At 69.8% G+C, this 15,608-nt stretch carries 15 protein-coding genes; 8 read left to right on the top strand and 7 right to left on the bottom strand.

The annotated features are described in order from the left end of the window. Positions 1-92 precede the first annotated feature (92 nt). Positions 93-284, top strand: a complete 192-nt coding sequence (locus BIU99_RS08920) for a hypothetical protein (RefSeq protein ID WP_064295151.1) — start codon at positions 93-95, stop codon at positions 282-284. Here the strand turns inward: BIU99_RS08920 and BIU99_RS08925 are convergent. Then, a complete protein-coding gene (locus BIU99_RS08925; protein ID WP_071260853.1) occupies positions 281-817 on the bottom strand; it encodes a gamma carbonic anhydrase family protein in 537 nt (178 codons plus the stop codon). The two genes, BIU99_RS08920 and BIU99_RS08925, sit on opposite strands and share 4 nt — an antisense overlap. A 215-nt stretch (positions 818-1,032) precedes the next feature. Here BIU99_RS08925 and BIU99_RS08930 point away from each other — a divergent pair, with 215 nt between their 5' ends. Next, entirely contained in the window at positions 1,033-1,521 is a 489-nt protein-coding gene (locus BIU99_RS08930) for a Dps family protein (RefSeq protein WP_064295149.1), read from the top strand. Between the two features lie 74 nt (positions 1,522-1,595). On the opposite strand, the gene BIU99_RS08935 is transcribed toward BIU99_RS08930, so the two are convergent. From BIU99_RS08935 to BIU99_RS08960, 6 genes are all read right to left on the bottom strand, one after another. Further along, positions 1,596-2,273 (bottom strand): response regulator transcription factor, encoded by a 678-nt coding sequence (locus tag BIU99_RS08935; RefSeq protein ID WP_256374745.1) that lies wholly within the window; start codon positions 2,271-2,273, stop codon positions 1,596-1,598. A gap of 4 nt (positions 2,274-2,277) precedes the next feature. Continuing rightward, complete coding sequence (locus tag BIU99_RS08940; RefSeq protein WP_083397267.1) at positions 2,278-3,651, bottom strand: sensor domain-containing protein; 1,374 nt, start codon at positions 3,649-3,651, stop codon at positions 2,278-2,280. A gap of 110 nt (positions 3,652-3,761) precedes the next feature. After that, a complete protein-coding gene (locus BIU99_RS08945; protein ID WP_083397268.1) occupies positions 3,762-5,315 on the bottom strand; it encodes an amidohydrolase in 1,554 nt (517 codons plus the stop codon). A gap of 37 nt (positions 5,316-5,352) precedes the next feature. After that, on the bottom strand, positions 5,353-6,354 hold the full coding sequence (locus tag BIU99_RS08950) for an Fpg/Nei family DNA glycosylase (RefSeq protein ID WP_064295148.1): 1,002 nt from the start codon (positions 6,352-6,354) through the stop codon (positions 5,353-5,355). Positions 6,355-6,416: 62 nt separating this feature from the next. Continuing rightward, positions 6,417-6,905, bottom strand: coding sequence for a ribose-5-phosphate isomerase (locus tag BIU99_RS08955; protein ID WP_064295147.1), 489 nt, complete (start codon positions 6,903-6,905; stop codon positions 6,417-6,419). Positions 6,906-6,940: 35 nt separating this feature from the next. After that, positions 6,941-7,564 (bottom strand): DsbA family protein, encoded by a 624-nt coding sequence (locus BIU99_RS08960; RefSeq protein ID WP_064295146.1) that lies wholly within the window; start codon positions 7,562-7,564, stop codon positions 6,941-6,943. 142 nt (positions 7,565-7,706) lie between these two features. On the opposite strand from BIU99_RS08960, the gene pepN reads away from it, so the two are divergent. The 6 genes from pepN (at position 7,707) to BIU99_RS08990 (ending at position 15,607) form a co-directional block, all read left to right on the top strand. Continuing rightward, positions 7,707-10,250 carry an aminopeptidase N gene (pepN, locus tag BIU99_RS08965; protein WP_071260854.1) on the top strand — a complete coding sequence of 848 codons (2,544 nt, stop codon included), beginning with the start codon at positions 7,707-7,709 and terminating at the stop codon, positions 10,248-10,250. A 144-nt stretch (positions 10,251-10,394) separates the two neighbouring features. Continuing rightward, positions 10,395-11,684: a sensor histidine kinase gene (locus tag BIU99_RS08970; protein WP_139205390.1), complete on the top strand. Its 1,290-nt coding sequence runs from the start codon at positions 10,395-10,397 to the stop codon at positions 11,682-11,684. Beyond that, positions 11,681-12,355, top strand: coding sequence for a response regulator transcription factor (locus tag BIU99_RS08975; RefSeq protein ID WP_064295144.1), 675 nt, complete (start codon positions 11,681-11,683; stop codon positions 12,353-12,355). The genes BIU99_RS08970 and BIU99_RS08975 overlap by 4 nt, the downstream gene beginning before the upstream one ends. Positions 12,356-12,436: 81 nt before the next feature. Next, positions 12,437-13,444, top strand: a complete 1,008-nt coding sequence (locus tag BIU99_RS08980) for a mechanosensitive ion channel family protein (protein WP_071260855.1) — start codon at positions 12,437-12,439, stop codon at positions 13,442-13,444. 20 nt (positions 13,445-13,464) lie between these two features. Further along, positions 13,465-13,869 carry a globin gene (locus BIU99_RS08985; protein ID WP_071260856.1) on the top strand — a complete coding sequence of 135 codons (405 nt, stop codon included), beginning with the start codon at positions 13,465-13,467 and terminating at the stop codon, positions 13,867-13,869. Between the two features lie 55 nt (positions 13,870-13,924). After that, a complete protein-coding gene (locus tag BIU99_RS08990; RefSeq protein WP_064295141.1) occupies positions 13,925-15,607 on the top strand; it encodes an FAD-binding dehydrogenase in 1,683 nt (560 codons plus the stop codon). Position 15,608 lies beyond the last annotated feature (1 nt).

A 15,608-nucleotide genomic window follows, 5' to 3' on the forward strand; every position in this document is an offset into this window, starting at 1 on the left:
CACCGGAGCGGGGAGGTCGCTCGTGTGCCGTTCGAGGGGTCGAAGCGCGGGGAGGACGGAGCACGGGATGCGCGACGGCCTAGGCTGAGCGCATGCGACTCGACGCGATCTGGCCCCACATCTGGACGGTGGCCGGCGCGCTCGTCTTCTTCGTCGGGGTGTACGCGCTCGCGACCGGACGACTCGGCGTCGGCCTCATCTGCATGATCGGCTGCGTCGTCTGCCTGTCCGGCTCGCTCGCCGCGCAGCGTCGCCTCAAGAAGCGCGACGCACGCCGCCGCTAATCCTCGTCGACCGCTGCGGAGTGGACCGCTCTGAGCGCGACGTAGTGCGCGGCGTTCTGCCGGATCGCCTCCTGCTCGTCGGCCGTCAACTCTCGCCGCACCTTGGCCGGGACCCCCGCGACGAGCGAACCGGGCGGCACGATCATGCCCTCGAGGACCACGGCTCCCCCGGCGACGAGCGACCCGGCACCGATCACGGCTCCGCTCAGGACCACGGAACCCATACCGATGAGGCAGTCGTCCTCGACGGTGCAGCCGTGGACGACCGCGTTGTGTCCGACGGAGACGTTGCGCCCGATGACCGTCGGGTGGCCGCTGTCCGTGTGCACGGCGACCCCGTCCTGGATGTTGGACCCGGCGCCGAGCGTGATCGAGTCGGAGTCCGCACGCAGGACGGCGTTGTACCAGACGCTCGAATCCGCGGCGAGCGTGACGGCTCCCACCAGCACGGATCCCGGCGCCGTGTAGGCGCTCGGATCGATGCGGGGCGAGCGTCCGTCTGAGAGTTTCCTGACCGTACCGTGCAGCGTCATACCGGCCACGCTATCGCAGGCGGCCCCGACGGACGGGAACCCGCGTCGTTCCGGGGTGAATCGCCGGTACGGTCAGGCTTTCCTTGCTGAGTGCACCCTTCGTAAGCCGAGCCTCGACTTCCTTGCGGAATGTCTGCGGCTGAGTACCGTTGCATTCAAGCAGACCGACGAATCCGTCCGACCAGGGCCTCACTCGTCAACGAAGGGGAAACACCATGACCGACATCACCACCTCCATTCCGCAGGCCGTCGCCAACCCGGACGTCGCAGCAGGCACCGCGCAGTTCCTCAGCCCCGTCGTCGTCGACCTCACCGCCATCGTCGTCAACGGCAAGCAGGCCCACTGGCACGTGCGTGGTGCGAACTTCATCGGGGTCCACGAACTGCTCGACGACATCGTCGACCACGCGCAGGAGTGGGCCGACCTCGCCGCGGAGCGCATCGTCGCCCTCGGCCTCCCGGTCGACGCACGCCTCAGCACCGTCGCCGCGAAGACCAGCACGCCCGAGCTGAGCGAGGGCTTCCAGCAGTCCGACCGCACCATCGCCGAGGTCATCGCCCTCATCGACGCAGCGTCCGCCTCGGTCAACACCGCGGTCGACGAGCTCGACGAGCTCGACCAGACCAGCCAGGACATCGCGATCGAGATCGCCCGCGGCCTCGACAAGGACCGCTGGTTCCTCTTCGCCCACCTCAGCCGGTAGCACCCCGGCGGGGCGACCCGCCAGCATCACCCACGAAGGGGCAGTCATCCGTGACTGCCCCTTCGTAGCGCGTGTCAACCGTTCCGCTGGAGCAGGGCGAGGACCGCGAGGACGCGTCGGTGGTCACTCCCGGAGTCCTCGAGACCGAGCTTCTGGAAGATGGCCGAGATGTGCTTCTCGACCGCACCGACACCGACCCGCAGGCGTTCGGCGATCGCCGTGTTCGTGCGCCCCTCCGCCATGGCGGAGAGCACCTCCGTCTCACGTGGGGTCAGGCCGGCCAACGGGTCGCGCTGTGCTGCGAACAGGGTGCGGACCACGTCGGGGTCGAGGACGGTCCCTCCCTCCACCAACCGGTGGATCGCGTCCTGCACCTCCTCCAACGAGGCGACCCGGTCCTTGAGCAGGTAGCCGATCCCACGCCCGCCGTCCGCGAGCAGCTCCCGGGCGTAGACGGTCTCGACGTACTGGCTGAGCAGCAGGACGGGGAGGTCGGGATGCTCGGCACGCAGCGCTATCGCTGCGCGGACCCCTTCGTCCTGGAACGTGGGCGGCATGCGGACGTCCATGACGATGAGGTCCGGTCGGTCCGCCGCGAGCCCGCGCTGGAGCGCTTCCGCATCGGCGTACGCGGCGACCGTGATGAAACCGGCCTCGTCGAACAGCCGCATCAAGCCCTCGCGGAGGAGTGTCGAATCCTCGGCGATCACGATGCGGAGCGGTCCACCACCGGCACGGTCAGGGCTGATCACGCGTTCAGCCTACGGGGAGCGAGATCGACACGGCGCTGCCGCGTACGACGCCGTCCCACACCGGGGCCGGCTCGATCACCAGTCTTCCGCCGAGGCCCTGCGCCCGTTCGGTCAGGCCTTCGAGACCGTGGCCCGGTTCCAGGTGCGCGCCGCCCCGACCGTCATCCGTCACGCGGAGGGTGAGCCGCGAACCCAGCTGCTGGTCCACCGTCACGTGGGCCGCGACGCCGGCGCGCCGCGCATCCGCATGCTTCGAGACGTTGGTCAGGAGTTCGGCGACGATGAAGTAGACCCCACGTTCCGTCTCACGAGGCAGCGCCACCGATGAGACGACCGCCAGCTCCGTCCTGGTCGGCACCGGACACCGCGCGGCGAGGTCGTCGAGTGCCGCGACGAGACCGCGGTCCTGCAGCAGTGGCGGCATCAGGCCCTTCGAGAGCGCGCGGAGTTCGTCGAGCGTCTCGGCGGCCTGGGCGCGCGCCTCACCCAGGAGGGAGCGTGCGGAAGCGGGGTCCGTGTCGAGGCGTCGTTCGGCGGCCGCGAGATCCATCTGCAGCCGGACGAGTCGCTGCTGCGGACCATCGTGGATGTCCCGTTCGAGCCGCCGAACCGCGCCCGCCTCAGCCGAGACGGCGGCACCGCGTGCACGCCGCTCCGCCAAGAGCTCGGCTCGCAGTTCCTCCTGTGGCCGCGCACCGAACAGCCCGGAGGCGATGGCATGGTGGAGCAGCACCAGCACCCGGAGGACCAGCGGGAGCGTCACGAGGAACACGACACCGAGCGCGAGATTCCAGAGCTTGTCGGCGAGCAACGCGTCCGACGGGTCCAGCGTGGGAGCCAGCAGCTCCGCGAAGCCCGAGGAGGAACCAGCCGAGAGCCTGTCCGCCCAGATCCAGTAGGTCGTGCCGGCGACGGCACCCACGGTCCAGGTGATGGTCAGTCCCCAGGTGATGCCCCCGACGATCGGGTTCACGAGGACCGTGTGCAGGGCCGCCAGCCACCAACGCGGTCCGGCGAGTGGCGCGAGCACGGCACCCAGTGTCGTCTCGGTCCCGATGGACGACCGCCAGGCTCCTCGTCGGATCGGCGGGAGCCCCGTCGTGCGGAGACGCGCGACCTCGAGCTCCACGAACGCCCGCGAGACCCAGAGGGCTCCGACGACGATCAGGAGACCGACCCCCAGGATCGCGAGCCCGAAGCCGAGGGAGAGAATCACCACGGCCACGACGCCGCCGGCGATGACGATCGGCAGGTTGGGCAACAGGAACAGGAGCGATCCGGGGACGTCCAGCCAGAGCCGACCGTATCGCCATGCGCCTCGGGTGGAGGGATCAGGCTTCGCCGACGCGTCGAGCTGCCGGCCGATGGCGGTGGTCATGAAGGAGGTCCTTTCGACGGAGCGGTCCCGGCTCTCACACCGGGCTCACCTCAGTCTGTTCGGCTCCGCCCACGAACGGCATCCGGTGGACGCCCCGTTCCGATCGGGGGTTATCCCCCGGCCGGGTGGACGGATGGAGTCGCCGTCAGCCGCCCACCCAGCATCGTCGCACGGACCGGCATGGTGCGCAGGGCCTCCGGTGCGCAGGAGAACGGGTCGAACCCCACGATGACGAGGTCGGCGGGGCGGCCGACGGCCACCACATCATCGTCTCCTCTGGTCGACGCCGCCAGTGCCTCCTCGACCGTGATGGCCTGCTCCCCGTGCCAGGCCTCGCGTCCATCGCGGCTGCGCGTCACGGCGGCGGCGATGGAGACCCACGGGTCGAGCGGAGCGACCGGGGCGTCGGAACCGAGTCGGAGCGTGGCGCCGGCGTCGAGGAGGCTGCGGAGCACGAAGGCACGGTCGGTGCGACCGGCCCAGTGGACCTCGGCGATGTCCCGATCGTCCATCGCGTGTTCCGGCTGGACGCTCGCAGCCGTCCCGGTCCGCGCGAACCGCTCCAGGTCCGAGGCCCGGAGCAGCTGCGCGTGCTCGATCGTGCCCCTCGCGCCGGTCGTCTCGATCGCGTCGAGCGCGAGGGTGTTGGCTCGATCGCCGATGGCGTGCACCGCGCAGTGGAGGCCGTTGGCGGTCGCCAGGGTGAGCAATGCGGTGAGTCGCTCCGGCGGGACGTTGAGCATCCCGTGCGCGTCGGTTCCGGGGGCCGAACCCGGATAGGGCGCGTCGCAGCAGGCCGTCCGGGTGTTGAGGGATCCGTCGGTGATGACCTTGAACGGCCCGACCTGCACCAGGCCGTCCGTTCCGGCGAGCACTCCCCCGGTCACGAGCCCGGCGTCGATCGCGCGCTCGAGGTGCTCGGCGTACACACCGAAGGAGATGCGGAGCGCGCGAGTCCCGTTCCCGACCCGACGGATCCAGTCCGCGGCGTTCCAGCGCATCTCCAGGTCGACGACACCGACGACGCCGCGGGATGCCGCCTGATCGGCTGCGGCGTCGACCCAGCGGTCGGAGAGCTCGTCGGCGACCTGGTCGAGCTGTTTGAGGACGGCGAACGACTCCTCCTCCCGCAACAGGCCGGTGGGGTGGTCGGCGAAGCCCGTGGCCCGGAGCGCCGCGCTGTTCAGCCAGCAGCAGTGCAAGTCGGCACTGACCAGCACGACCTCGCGGTCCGGGGCGATCGCGTCGAGCAGTGCGAACGTCGGCGTGTCCGGCCAGAGGGCGTCCCGGAACCTCGCGCCCTCGACCCAGCCGTCACCATCGGCCTCCTGAGCGATCCGCTCAGCGACCAACTCGACCGCCTCGGCGGCGGATGCGGCCGAGGACAGGTCGACGCGCCTGGCCGTGCGCGCCCACTGGGTGAAGTGCACGTGGTGGTCCCAGAGCCCCGGCAGGAGGAAGCCACCACCACCGTCGAACACCCCGGGGTCGGAGCTGAGCAGGACCTCGGGATCGGCGGGTCGGATCGCCACGATCGAGCCGCCCTCCAGCAGGACGTCGACCCGTTCGGCATCGGACGAGCCTCCGCGGCGCGGTCCGGACAAGTGGACGTCGGCGATCGTCGTGACGAGGTCGCCGACGGATCCAGGGCGGTGCTCGGTCATCACATCGGTCCTCGTCGGTTCGGCAGGCGGGTTCGGTTCAGCGCTGACAGTTCGGGCACCAGTACAGCTTGCGGGCGCCCATCTCCTCGAGGAGGATGTTCGTCCCGCAGACCCGGCACGGCAGTCCCTCCCGCTTGTAGACCCAGTGGCGATCAGCGCGGTTGGCCATCGCGAGGCGGTAGTCGGCCGCCGACAGGTCGTCCATCGTCATCATCTGTCCGGTCTCGACCCCGATCGCGAGCAACCGCGTCCAGTCGAGCCAGATCTCGCGAAGCGTCTCGACGGGGACCGTCTTCCCGGTGCGGTGCGGATCGAGACGGGCGCGGAACAGCAGTTCGGCGCGGTAGACGTTGCCGATCCCGCTGATGATCTGCTGATCCATGAGGAGCAGACCGATCGGGGAACCCTTGCGGTGCGCACGCGACACGAACCGCTCCCCCGCCTCCGCGCTCGGGTCGAGCAGTGGATCCGGTCCGAGCCGATCGATGACGGCCTGCACCCCGGCGGCGTCGATCACCTCGCAGGCGGTCGGCCCGCGGAGGTCCGCCACGGTCGCCTCGGTCAACAGCCGCACGCGCACCTGACCCACCGGTTCGGGTGGGAACCGCTCGTCGATCTCGGCGAGTGGACTCGACTGCTCGGACATCCGGACCCTGGCCCGGCGCGGTGCACCGATGCTGTGCAGGGAGTTCTCCCCGTCCGCATCGTGGATCGGCGCATCGTCGTCGTCGAGCACCGTGCCGCGCTGGTTCGTCTGCCCCATGCGGCCGTTCGAGGCGGCGATGGTCGGGTCCGACCGGATCTCACCGGCGAAGTCCCACGCGCCGTACAGACCGAGGTGCACCCGCAACCACAGTCCGTCGTCGAACTCGAGGAACATCTGCTTGCCCACGGCCTTGGCGTCGGTGACCGTCCGGCCGTCGAGCACGGCGGCACCCTCGGCGAAGCGCCCCTGGGGAGACGACACGGCGACCCGGTGTCCGACGAAGTTCTGAGCGAACTGTCGGGCGATGCGATGGACGGAGTGCCCCTCGGGCATGGTGACTCCTCACTCGGTGGGGGCGCGATCCGGCGCGCCGCGCGGTGGCGGTGGAGGACGCGTCAGGCGTCGACGTGCTTGCCGGCGATGGTGCCGGTCGCCTCGAACTCGGCGAGCTGGGCGATCCGACGGGCGTGACGTTCCTCGAGGCTGAACGGCTCGGCGATGAACGCGTCGATGAAGGACACCGCCTCGTCGGTGCTGTGCTGACGCGCACCGATCGAGATGACGTTGGCGTCGTTGTGCTGCCGAGCCAGCTGCGCCGTGCTGAGGTTCCAGACGAGCGCCGCGCGGACACCGACGACCTTGTTCGCGGCGATCTGCTCGCCGTTGCCCGAGCCGCCGAACACCACGCCGAGGGCGTCAACACCGGCCTGCTGGTCGCGCACGACGCCCTTCGCCGCGTTGATGCAGAACGCCGGGTAGTCGTCCAACGCGTCGTACTCGGCCGGGCCGTGGTCGACGACGTCGTGACCGGCTGCGCGCAGGTGGTCCTGCAGGAACTGACTGAGCTCGAGACCGGCGTGATCGGTGGCGATGTGGATGCGCATGTGGAAAGTCTAGGGTTCCGGGCGCCGGCGTCGCGTCAGTCGAAGATCGGGTCCGCCGTGCGGCTGCGCTTCAGCTCGAAGAAGCCCGGGTAGGCGGCAGCGGCGACGACACCGTCCCACAGCGCGAGCGCCTGCTCGCCCTTCGGCGCCGGCGAGATGACGGGTCCGAAGAACGCCACGTCGTCGATCGCGATGACGGGGGTGCCGACGTCCTGGCCGACCCGTCCGATGCCGTCGAAGTGGCTCTCGCGCATGGGCCCGTCGTAGGCGTCCGTCGTCGACGCTTCGGCGAGCGCCGCCGGGAGCCCGGTCTCGGCGAGGGCTTCGGCGATCACGGCGTCGACGTCCTCCGCGCGTCCGCCGGGGTGGATCCGCGTCCCGAGCGCGTCGTAGAGCGGCTTGACGACCGCGTGTCCGTGTTCGGCTGCCGCAGCGGCGACGAGCCGCGTGTATCGGAGCGCCCGGGGGAAGAAGGCCCGGTAGTCGTCGCTGACGTCCTGGTCCTCGTTGAGGACGGCGAGGCTCATGATGTGCCAGTGGACGTCGAGGTTCCGGGCTTCGGTGACCTCGTCGACCCAGCGCGAGGTCATCCAGGCCCACGGGCAAGAGGGGTCGAACCAGAAGTCGACGCGGGTGTTGTCTGCAGCGGAAGTCGTCATGCCGTCACCCTACGCGCCGATCCCCGTCGACTCCCCCGAAACCGATGGACGGCGGGTCTAGGCTGGTTGATCGTGCCGCGGTCGTCACGAGCGACCACGTGCAGTTCACACGTCACGTGTCCATCAACACCAGGGAGCAGTTGTGCCAGGAGAGAACCTCACCCGAGTCGAAGCCCAGGAGCGCAGGGCGCTCGTCGACACGTCGAGCTACGAGGTCGTGCTCGACCTCACGACCGGTCCCGAGGTGTTCCGCAGCACCACGACGGTCCGCTTCACCGGTGAACCGGGCGCTTCGACCTTCATCGACGCCATGACGCGCACCGTCCACTCCGTCACGCTGAACGGCGTCGAGCTCGACCCGTCGACCGTCTCCGACGGCGTGCGCATCCAGCTCGACGGCCTCGCTGCGGAGAACGTGCTCGTCGTCGACGCGGACGCCGAGTACACCAACACCGGTGAGGGCCTCCACCGATTCGTCGACCCCGTCGACGGCGAGGTGTACCTGTACAGCCAGTTCGAGGTGCCGGACTCCCGTCGGGTGTTCGCGGTGTTCGAGCAGCCCGATCTGAAGGCGACGTTCACCTTCACGATCACGGCGCCCGCGGCCTGGCAGGTCGTCAGCAACTCGCCCACGCCCGAGCCGGCACCGGCGCACGACGGCGCGGCGACCTGGAGCTTCGCACCCACGCAGCGCATCTCCTCCTACATCACCGCGATCGTGGCCGGCCCGTACGACGTGGTGCGCAGCGAGCTCACCTCGAGCGACGGCCGGACCATCCCGCTGGGTGTCTTCGCGCGGAAGAGCCTGGCGGAGTACCTCGACGCCGACTACATCTTCGAGAAGACGCGTCAGGGCTTCGCGTACTACGAGGAGAAGTTCGCGTACCCCTACCCGTTCGAGAAGTACGACCAGCTCTTCGTCCCCGAGTTCAACGCGGGCGCGATGGAGAACGCCGGCGCGGTGACCTTCACCGAGACCTACGTGTTCCGCTCGAAGGTGACCGACGCGATCAAGGAGCGCCGGGTCGTCACGATCCTGCACGAGCTCGCCCACATGTGGTTCGGCGACCTCGTCACCATGAAGTGGTGGAACGACCTGTGGTTGAACGAGTCGTTCGCCGAATGGGCTTCGACGATCGCCACCGCAGAGGCCACCGAGTGGACCGAGGCGTGGACGACGTTCAACGCGATGGAGAAGACCTGGGCCTACCGCCAGGACCAGCTGCCGTCGACGCACCCCATCGTCGCGACCATCAACGACCTCGAGGACGTCCAGGTCAACTTCGACGGCATCACCTACGCCAAGGGCGGCTCCGTCCTGAAGCAGCTCGCCGCCTGGGTGGGCATCGAGGCGTTCTTCGCCGGCGTGGGCAACTACTTCCGCAAGCACGAGTTCGGCAACACGGTGCTCGACGACCTGCTCGTCGAGCTCGAGGCGACGAGCGGCCGTGACCTCCGCGAGTGGTCGAAGCTGTGGCTCGAGACCGCCGGGGTCGGGACGTTGAGCCCGGAGTTCACCGTCGACGCCGACGGCGCGTTCACCGCGTTCGCCGTCCGTCAGACGGTCCCCGCGGACTACGACACGCTGCGTCCGCACCGCCTCGCCATCGGCCTGTACCGGCTGCAGGACGGCAAGCTCGTCCGCACCCGACGCGTCGAACTCGACGTCGACGGGGCGCTCACCGAGGTGCCGGAGCTCCTCGGTGAGACGCAGCCCGACCTGGTGCTGCTGAACGACGACGACCTCGCCTACGCGAAGATCCGCCTCGACGAGCGGTCGCTCGCGACGGCGATCGGCCACCTCGCCTCGATCGAGGACCCGCTCGCACGCTCGCTGGTCTGGGGCGCCGCCTGGGACGCGACCCGCGACGCCGAGTCGAGCGCCTCCAACTACGTGGAGCTCGTCCTCGGGAACATCGCCACGGAGACAGAGTCGACGACCCTGCGCACGACGCTCGGCCAGCTCGGTCTGGCCGCGCGCAACTACGTCGCTCCGGAACGCCGCCTGGCGACCGTCTCCCGGGTCGGCGACGCGCTCTGGACGCTCGCCCAGGAGGCTGAGGCCGGCTCGGACGCGCAGTTCCAGTTCGTGAAGTTCTTCGCCGCCCTCGCCTCGACCCCCGAGCACGGCGAGCACCTGCGTGCGCTGCGCGACGGCTCCGCGGCACTCCCGGGCCTGGAGATCGACACGGACCTCCGCTGGGAGCTCCTCGAGGGCCTGGTCCTCCTCGGTCTCGCGGACGGTTCGGACATCGATGCGGCGCTCGCCGAGGACAACACGGCGAACGGTGCGCAGGCGGCCGCTCGCGCACGGGCGACGATCCCCACCGTCGAGGGCAAGCGTGCAGCGTTCGACTCGGTCGTCGAGCACGACGACCAGCCGAACGCGATCGTCCGGAACGTCGGTCTCGGGTTCGGGCATGTCATCGACCCGGCCGTCCTGCAGCCGCTCGTCGAGCCGTACTTCGCCGCGCTCACCTCGGTCTGGGAGTCGCGCAGCTACAAGATCGCCGAGTACATCGTCGAGGGGCTCTACCCGGCGGCGCTCGCCTCCACCGAGCTCCGCGACCGCACCCGCGCGTGGTTGGACGCCAATGCCGATGTCCCGGCACTCCGACGCATGCTCGTCGAAGCCCTCGCCGGGGTCGAGCGGGCACTCGCGGCACAGGCACGGGACGCCGCATGATCCACTCGGCCGGATAGCACTCCGGTACCAGGATCCTCTGGCGAGAACCCCTCCACGGCACGACCCGCTGTGGAGGGGTTCTCCGTATCCTGGAGGGATGCGCCGACCAGTGAACGACGACCGACCCTCAGGGTCGTCCTCGTCGTGACCGCTCGGAAGCCCTCCTCCGCCCCGGACCGGGCCGCGACGGAGGCCGCGCTGATGCTCCCGCGCCCGCCCGGGGTCGTCCGACGCTGGTGGTCGAGGCATCCGTGGACCGCCGACTCGCTCATCGCCGCCGGGTACCTGCTCGTCGCGCTCTCGGTCAGCACCGTCGAGTGGTTCGACGTCGACCTGGCGGCCCAGCCCGGTCGCATCGCCCTCGCCGTCGCGATCGTGGGCGTCACGACGCTCGCCGTCCTGCTCAGGCGACGGCGTCCGCTCGCGATGGCCGTGCTCGTCATCGTCGTCGGGCTCGTCTCGGTCGCGCAGACGGTGGGCGTCGACGCGTTCGCGGTGCCGATCCTGCTGTACTCCGTGGCCGTGTACCGGACCGTCGCACTGGGCTGGCAGGCCTTCGCCGCCGCCGCGATCGTCGCCGTCCTCGCACCCTTCCTGCCCTGGGCCGCGCCACACGCACCGGGAGAGCCGCAGCAGACCATCATCTCGGTCGTCCTCTTCGCGCTCTTCGGGCTGCTGATCGGGATCAACGTCGGCAATCGCAAACGGTACGTCGAAGCCCTCGTCGATCGGGCGGCGCAGCTGGCCCGCGAGCGCGACCAGCAGGCCCAGCTCGCCGCCGTCGCCGAGCGGACCCGCATCGCCCGCGAGATGCACGACATCGTCTCCCACAGTCTCACCGTCATCGTCGCACTGAGCGAGGGGGCCCTGGCGACGAAGGACCCGACGGCGTCCCGATCCGCCATGACCGCTGTCACCGACGCCGCCCGGAGCTCCCTCGTCGACATGCGACGCATGCTGGGGGTCCTCCGTGAGACGGGCAGCGCGCCCCTCGCTCCGCAACCCGACGCCGCGTCGATCCCCGCGCTCGTCGAGACCTTCCGCGGACTCGGTCTGCCGGTCGCCCTCACCGCCTCCGGACCGTCGACGGACGACCCGTCGATCCTGCTCGCCGTGCACCGCATCACGCAGGAGGCCCTCACGAACGCGCTGCGGTACTCGGAGCGGCCGAAGCGCGTCGACGTCGTCATCACCACCGACGACGAGCACCTCGAGCTCATCGTCGAGAACGACGGGTCCATTCCGGACGCGCCGTCGCTCGGCGCCGGCCAGGGCTTGCTGGGCCTCCGCGAACGCGTCGCGTTCCAAGGGGGTCAGGTCACCGCCGGAGCCGTCGGCGATCGACTGTGGCGCGTCCATGCCGTCCTGCCACTGGAACCACGTCCGACGAGAACGGCTCCGCCGACCACCGAACCACGAGGAACCACACCATGACCGATCCCGTCCGCATCCTGCTCGTCGACGACCAACAGCTCATCCGGCTCGGATTCGGTCTCGTGCTCGGCGCGGAGGACGATCTGGACGTGGTCGGTGAGGCTTCGAACGGCGCCGAGGCGATCCTCCTCGCCGCCACCCTGCGGCCGGACGTGATACTCATGGACGTCCGGATGCCGGGACTCGACGGGATCGAGGCGACCAGGAGGATCGTCGCCGCGAACCCGGACAGTCGCATCATCATCCTGACGACCTTCGACCTCGACGAGTACGCCTTCGGAGCGCTGCGGGCCGGCGCGAGCGGCTTCCTGCTGAAGGACGCCCTGCCGAACGAGCTGACGTCCGCGATCCGTGCGGTCCACGCCGGCGACGCCGCCGTCTCGACCCGCATCACGAAGCGGATGCTCGAACTCTTCGCGACGGCCCTCCCCGGCACGCCCGCGGCCGCCGAGGACGGCTCGGCCGCAGAACTCGCCGAGCTGACACCGCGGGAGCACGACATCCTCGTCGCCATGGCGGAGGGGCTGAGCAACGCGGAGATCGCCGCCCACTTCGTCCTCTCCGAGTCGACGGTGAAGACACACGTCGGTCGCGTGCTCATGAAGCTGCAGCTGCGCGACCGCGTGCAGGCCGTCATCTTCGCCTACAAGCACGGACTCGTGCGTCCATGACCGTCCACGCAGGCACCGTCCGGCTCGCACTCGGGCGGCTCACACGGTTCACTCCGGGTCGCTCGATACACTGGGGCCCATATGAACTGGGATGAGATCTGGCCTGACGTGACCGCCTTCCTCTGGACGGCGGGGTGGAAGATCATCGGCGTGGTGATCGTGATCGGCCTGGCGTTCGCCGCCGCATGGGTGCTCCGATTCGTCATCCGACGCGTCGTCGGCCGCATCGTGAGTGGCGTCAAGAAGAGCGCCGATGTCACCGACACGCAATCGCTGCTCGCCTCGCCGCTGGCCGCCGTCCGACTCGTCCAACGCACACGGACCCTCGGTACCGTGCTCAGCAACATCGTCAACGTCACCATCGTCATCGTCGCGGCCATCCTCGTCGTCAACGTCATCGACTCGAGCATCATCGGCTCCTTCGCCCTGCTGACGGCAGCGGTCGGCGCCGGTCTCGGTTTCGGCGCGCAGAACATCGTCAAGGACATCCTCAACGGCCTGTTCATGGTGGTCGAGGACCAACTGGGCGTGGGCGACGTGGTCGACCTCGGGCCCGCCACCGGCGTCGTCGAGACCGTCGGCATCCGGATCACCCAGGTACGCGACGTCAACGGCACGCTCTGGTTCGTCCGCAACGGCGAGATCCTGCGGGTCGGCAACATGTCGCAGGGCTGGTCGCGGGTCATCATCGACCTGGCGATCCCGTACGACACCGACGTCGAGGCCGTCCAGGAGCGCATGCTCGACACGGCGAACGAACTCGCCCACGACTCCAAGTGGCGCTCCCGCATCCTTGAGAAGCCCGAACTGTGGGGTCTCGAGTCGATCTCGGGCGACGCCCTCGTCATCCGCCTCGTCATCAAGACGCGCACGAGTGCCAAGGACGATGTGGCTCGCGAACTGCGGATGCGGTTGAAGCGGGCCGTCGACGAGATGGACGTCAAACTGCCGTCGCTCAACAGCATCGTCCTCTCGGGTTTTGAGGGTGCCGCAAGCGTGACCGGTTCGCGTCCCCCGCGCACCCACCCGACCACGGTGGTCCCGCCACGGGCGCCGAAGACCAAGCGACCCCCGAGAGGGCAGCAGTGACCGACTCCCAGGCACCAGGCATGTCCTTCTACGAGCAGGTCGGCGGACACGCCACCTTCAAGGCCCTCGTGGACGAGTTCTACCGCGGTGTGGCCGGCGACCCCGTCCTGAAACCGATGTACCCCGAAGAGGACCTCGGTCCGGCGGCCGACCGGCTGATGCTCTTCCTCGAGCAGTACTGGGGTGGGCCCGGCACCTACAGTGCCAAACGCGGCCATCCGCGTCTCCGGTTGCGGCACCAGCCCTTCCACGTGAACCCCGACGCTCGCGACCGCTGGCTGCTGCACATGCGCGCCGCCGTCGACAGCCTCGACCTCGCGCCGGTGCACGAGGCGACGCTCTGGGACTACCTCGAGCGGGCAGCCCACGCCATGGTCAACACCTTCGACGAGGATCCAGGGGCACCGCGCCGCAGTCTCCTCTGATTCCGGCCGCGCGGTCGTAGGATCGGACGCACGTCCGTGCCGAAGGAGTCAACAGATGCCAGCAGCCGTCCCTCCCAATCCGTCCGCCGATCGAACCGAGGCCGACGCGATCGTGATCGGCAGCGGGCTGGCCGGGCTCGTCGCCGCCGCAGAGCTCATCGATGCCGGCAAGCGGGTCATCCTGCTCGAACAGGAGCCGGAGTCGAACCTCGGTGGCCAGGCGCACTGGTCGTTCGGCGGCCTGTTCCTGGTCGACTCCCCCGAGCAGCGCCACCTCGGCGTCCGTGATTCACTCGAGCTCGCGACCCAGGACTGGTTCGGCGCAGCAGCGTTCGACCGTCCCGAGGACCACTGGCCCAAGCGCTGGGCAGAGGCGTACCTCGATTTCGCCGCGGGCGAGAAGCGCGCCTGGCTCCACGACCAGGGCGTGCGGTTCTTCCCGGTCGTCGGCTGGGCGGAACGGGGCGGTTACGGCGCCATCGGCCACGGCAACTCCGTTCCCCGCTTCCACATCACCTGGGGCACCGGACCCGGTGTCGTCGCGCCCTTCGTCCGACGGGTGGGCGCCGGCGTCGAGGACGGCACGGTGTCGGCGCATTTCCGGCACCGCGTGGACGAGCTGCTCACCGAGGACGGCGCGGTCGTCGGCGTGCGCGGCTCCGTGCTCGCCCCGTCGCATGCCGAGCGCGGTGCTCCGAGCACGCGTGAGGTCGTCGGCGAGTTCTCGTGCAGGGCGCCCGCGGTGCTCGTCGCGAGCGGTGGCATCGGAGGGAACCACGACCTCGTCCGCGAACAGTGGCCGGCCCGGCTCGGGACGCCGCCGACGACCATGCTCTCCGGTGTCCCCGCGCACGTCGACGGACGCATGCTGGCGATCAGCGAGCGCGCGGGCGGGCATCTTATCAACGGCGACCGGATGTGGCACTACGTCGAAGGCATCACCAACTGGGATCCGATCTGGCCGCAGCACGGCATCAGGATCCTGCCGGGGCCGTCGTCGCTCTGGTTCGACGCGACCGGGAAGCGGCTCCCGGTGCCGCTCTTCCCGGGCTTCGACACGCTCGGTACCCTCGCGCACCTGCGTGCCACCGGCCACGACCACAGCTGGTTCGTGCTGACCCAGCGGATCATCGAGAAGGAGTTCGCGCTGTCGGGGAGCGAGCAGAACCCCGACCTCACCGGGAAGGACCTCGGGCTGCTCGCGAAGCGCATCGGTCCGGGAGCGCCCGGCCCCGTCGAGGCGTTCAAGGAACACGGCGCTGACTTCGTCGTCGCAGACACGCTCACCGAGCTGGTCGCCGGCATGCAGGAGCTGAGCCCGGAGACGCCCATCGATGCGGCGAACGTCATCGCCGAGGTGGAGGCCCGCGATCGCGAGATCGACAACCCGTTCACGAAGGACCTGCAGATCACGGCGCTCCGCGGTGCCCGCTCCTACCGGGGCGACAAACTCATCCGCGTCGCCGCACCGCACCGGCTCCTCGATCCGAAGGCCGGACCGCTCATCGCGGTGAAGCTGCATGTGCTGACCCGCAAGAGCCTCGGTGGGCTCGAGACCGACCTCGCGAGCCGGGTCCTCGGTCCCGACGGGAACCCGGTGCCCGGTCTCTACGCCGCCGGTGAGGCGGCCGGCTTCGGCGGTGGAGGGATCCACGGCTATCGCGCGCTCGAGGGGACCTTCCTCGGCGGCTGTCTGTTCAGCGGTCGGACCGCCGGCCGCGCGATGGCCGCCGGCTGAG

The organism is Plantibacter sp. MMLR14_011 (assembly GCF_001865025.1).
Lineage (GTDB): Bacteria > Actinomycetota > Actinomycetes > Actinomycetales > Microbacteriaceae > Plantibacter > Plantibacter flavus_A.

Coding starts and splice junctions, on each gene's coding strand:
- BIU99_RS08950 (WP_064295148.1), bottom strand. CDS start 6,354: ATGCCCGAGGGGCACTCCGTCCATCGCATCGCCCGACAGTTCGCTCAG.
- BIU99_RS08945 (WP_083397268.1), bottom strand. CDS start 5,315: ATGACCGAGCACCGCCCTGGATCCGTCGGCGACCTCGTCACGACGATC.
- BIU99_RS08975 (WP_064295144.1), top strand. CDS start 11,681: ATGACCGATCCCGTCCGCATCCTGCTCGTCGACGACCAACAGCTCATC.
- BIU99_RS08930 (WP_064295149.1), top strand. CDS start 1,033: ATGACCGACATCACCACCTCCATTCCGCAGGCCGTCGCCAACCCGGAC.
- BIU99_RS08980 (WP_071260855.1), top strand. CDS start 12,437: ATGAACTGGGATGAGATCTGGCCTGACGTGACCGCCTTCCTCTGGACG.
- BIU99_RS08955 (WP_064295147.1), bottom strand. CDS start 6,905: ATGCGCATCCACATCGCCACCGATCACGCCGGTCTCGAGCTCAGTCAG.
- BIU99_RS08985 (WP_071260856.1), top strand. CDS start 13,465: ATGTCCTTCTACGAGCAGGTCGGCGGACACGCCACCTTCAAGGCCCTC.
- BIU99_RS08940 (WP_083397267.1), bottom strand. CDS start 3,651: ATGACCACCGCCATCGGCCGGCAGCTCGACGCGTCGGCGAAGCCTGAT.
- BIU99_RS08960 (WP_064295146.1), bottom strand. CDS start 7,564: ATGACGACTTCCGCTGCAGACAACACCCGCGTCGACTTCTGGTTCGAC.
- BIU99_RS08920 (WP_064295151.1), top strand. CDS start 93: ATGCGACTCGACGCGATCTGGCCCCACATCTGGACGGTGGCCGGCGCG.
- BIU99_RS08925 (WP_071260853.1), bottom strand. CDS start 817: ATGACGCTGCACGGTACGGTCAGGAAACTCTCAGACGGACGCTCGCCC.
- BIU99_RS08990 (WP_064295141.1), top strand. CDS start 13,925: ATGCCAGCAGCCGTCCCTCCCAATCCGTCCGCCGATCGAACCGAGGCC.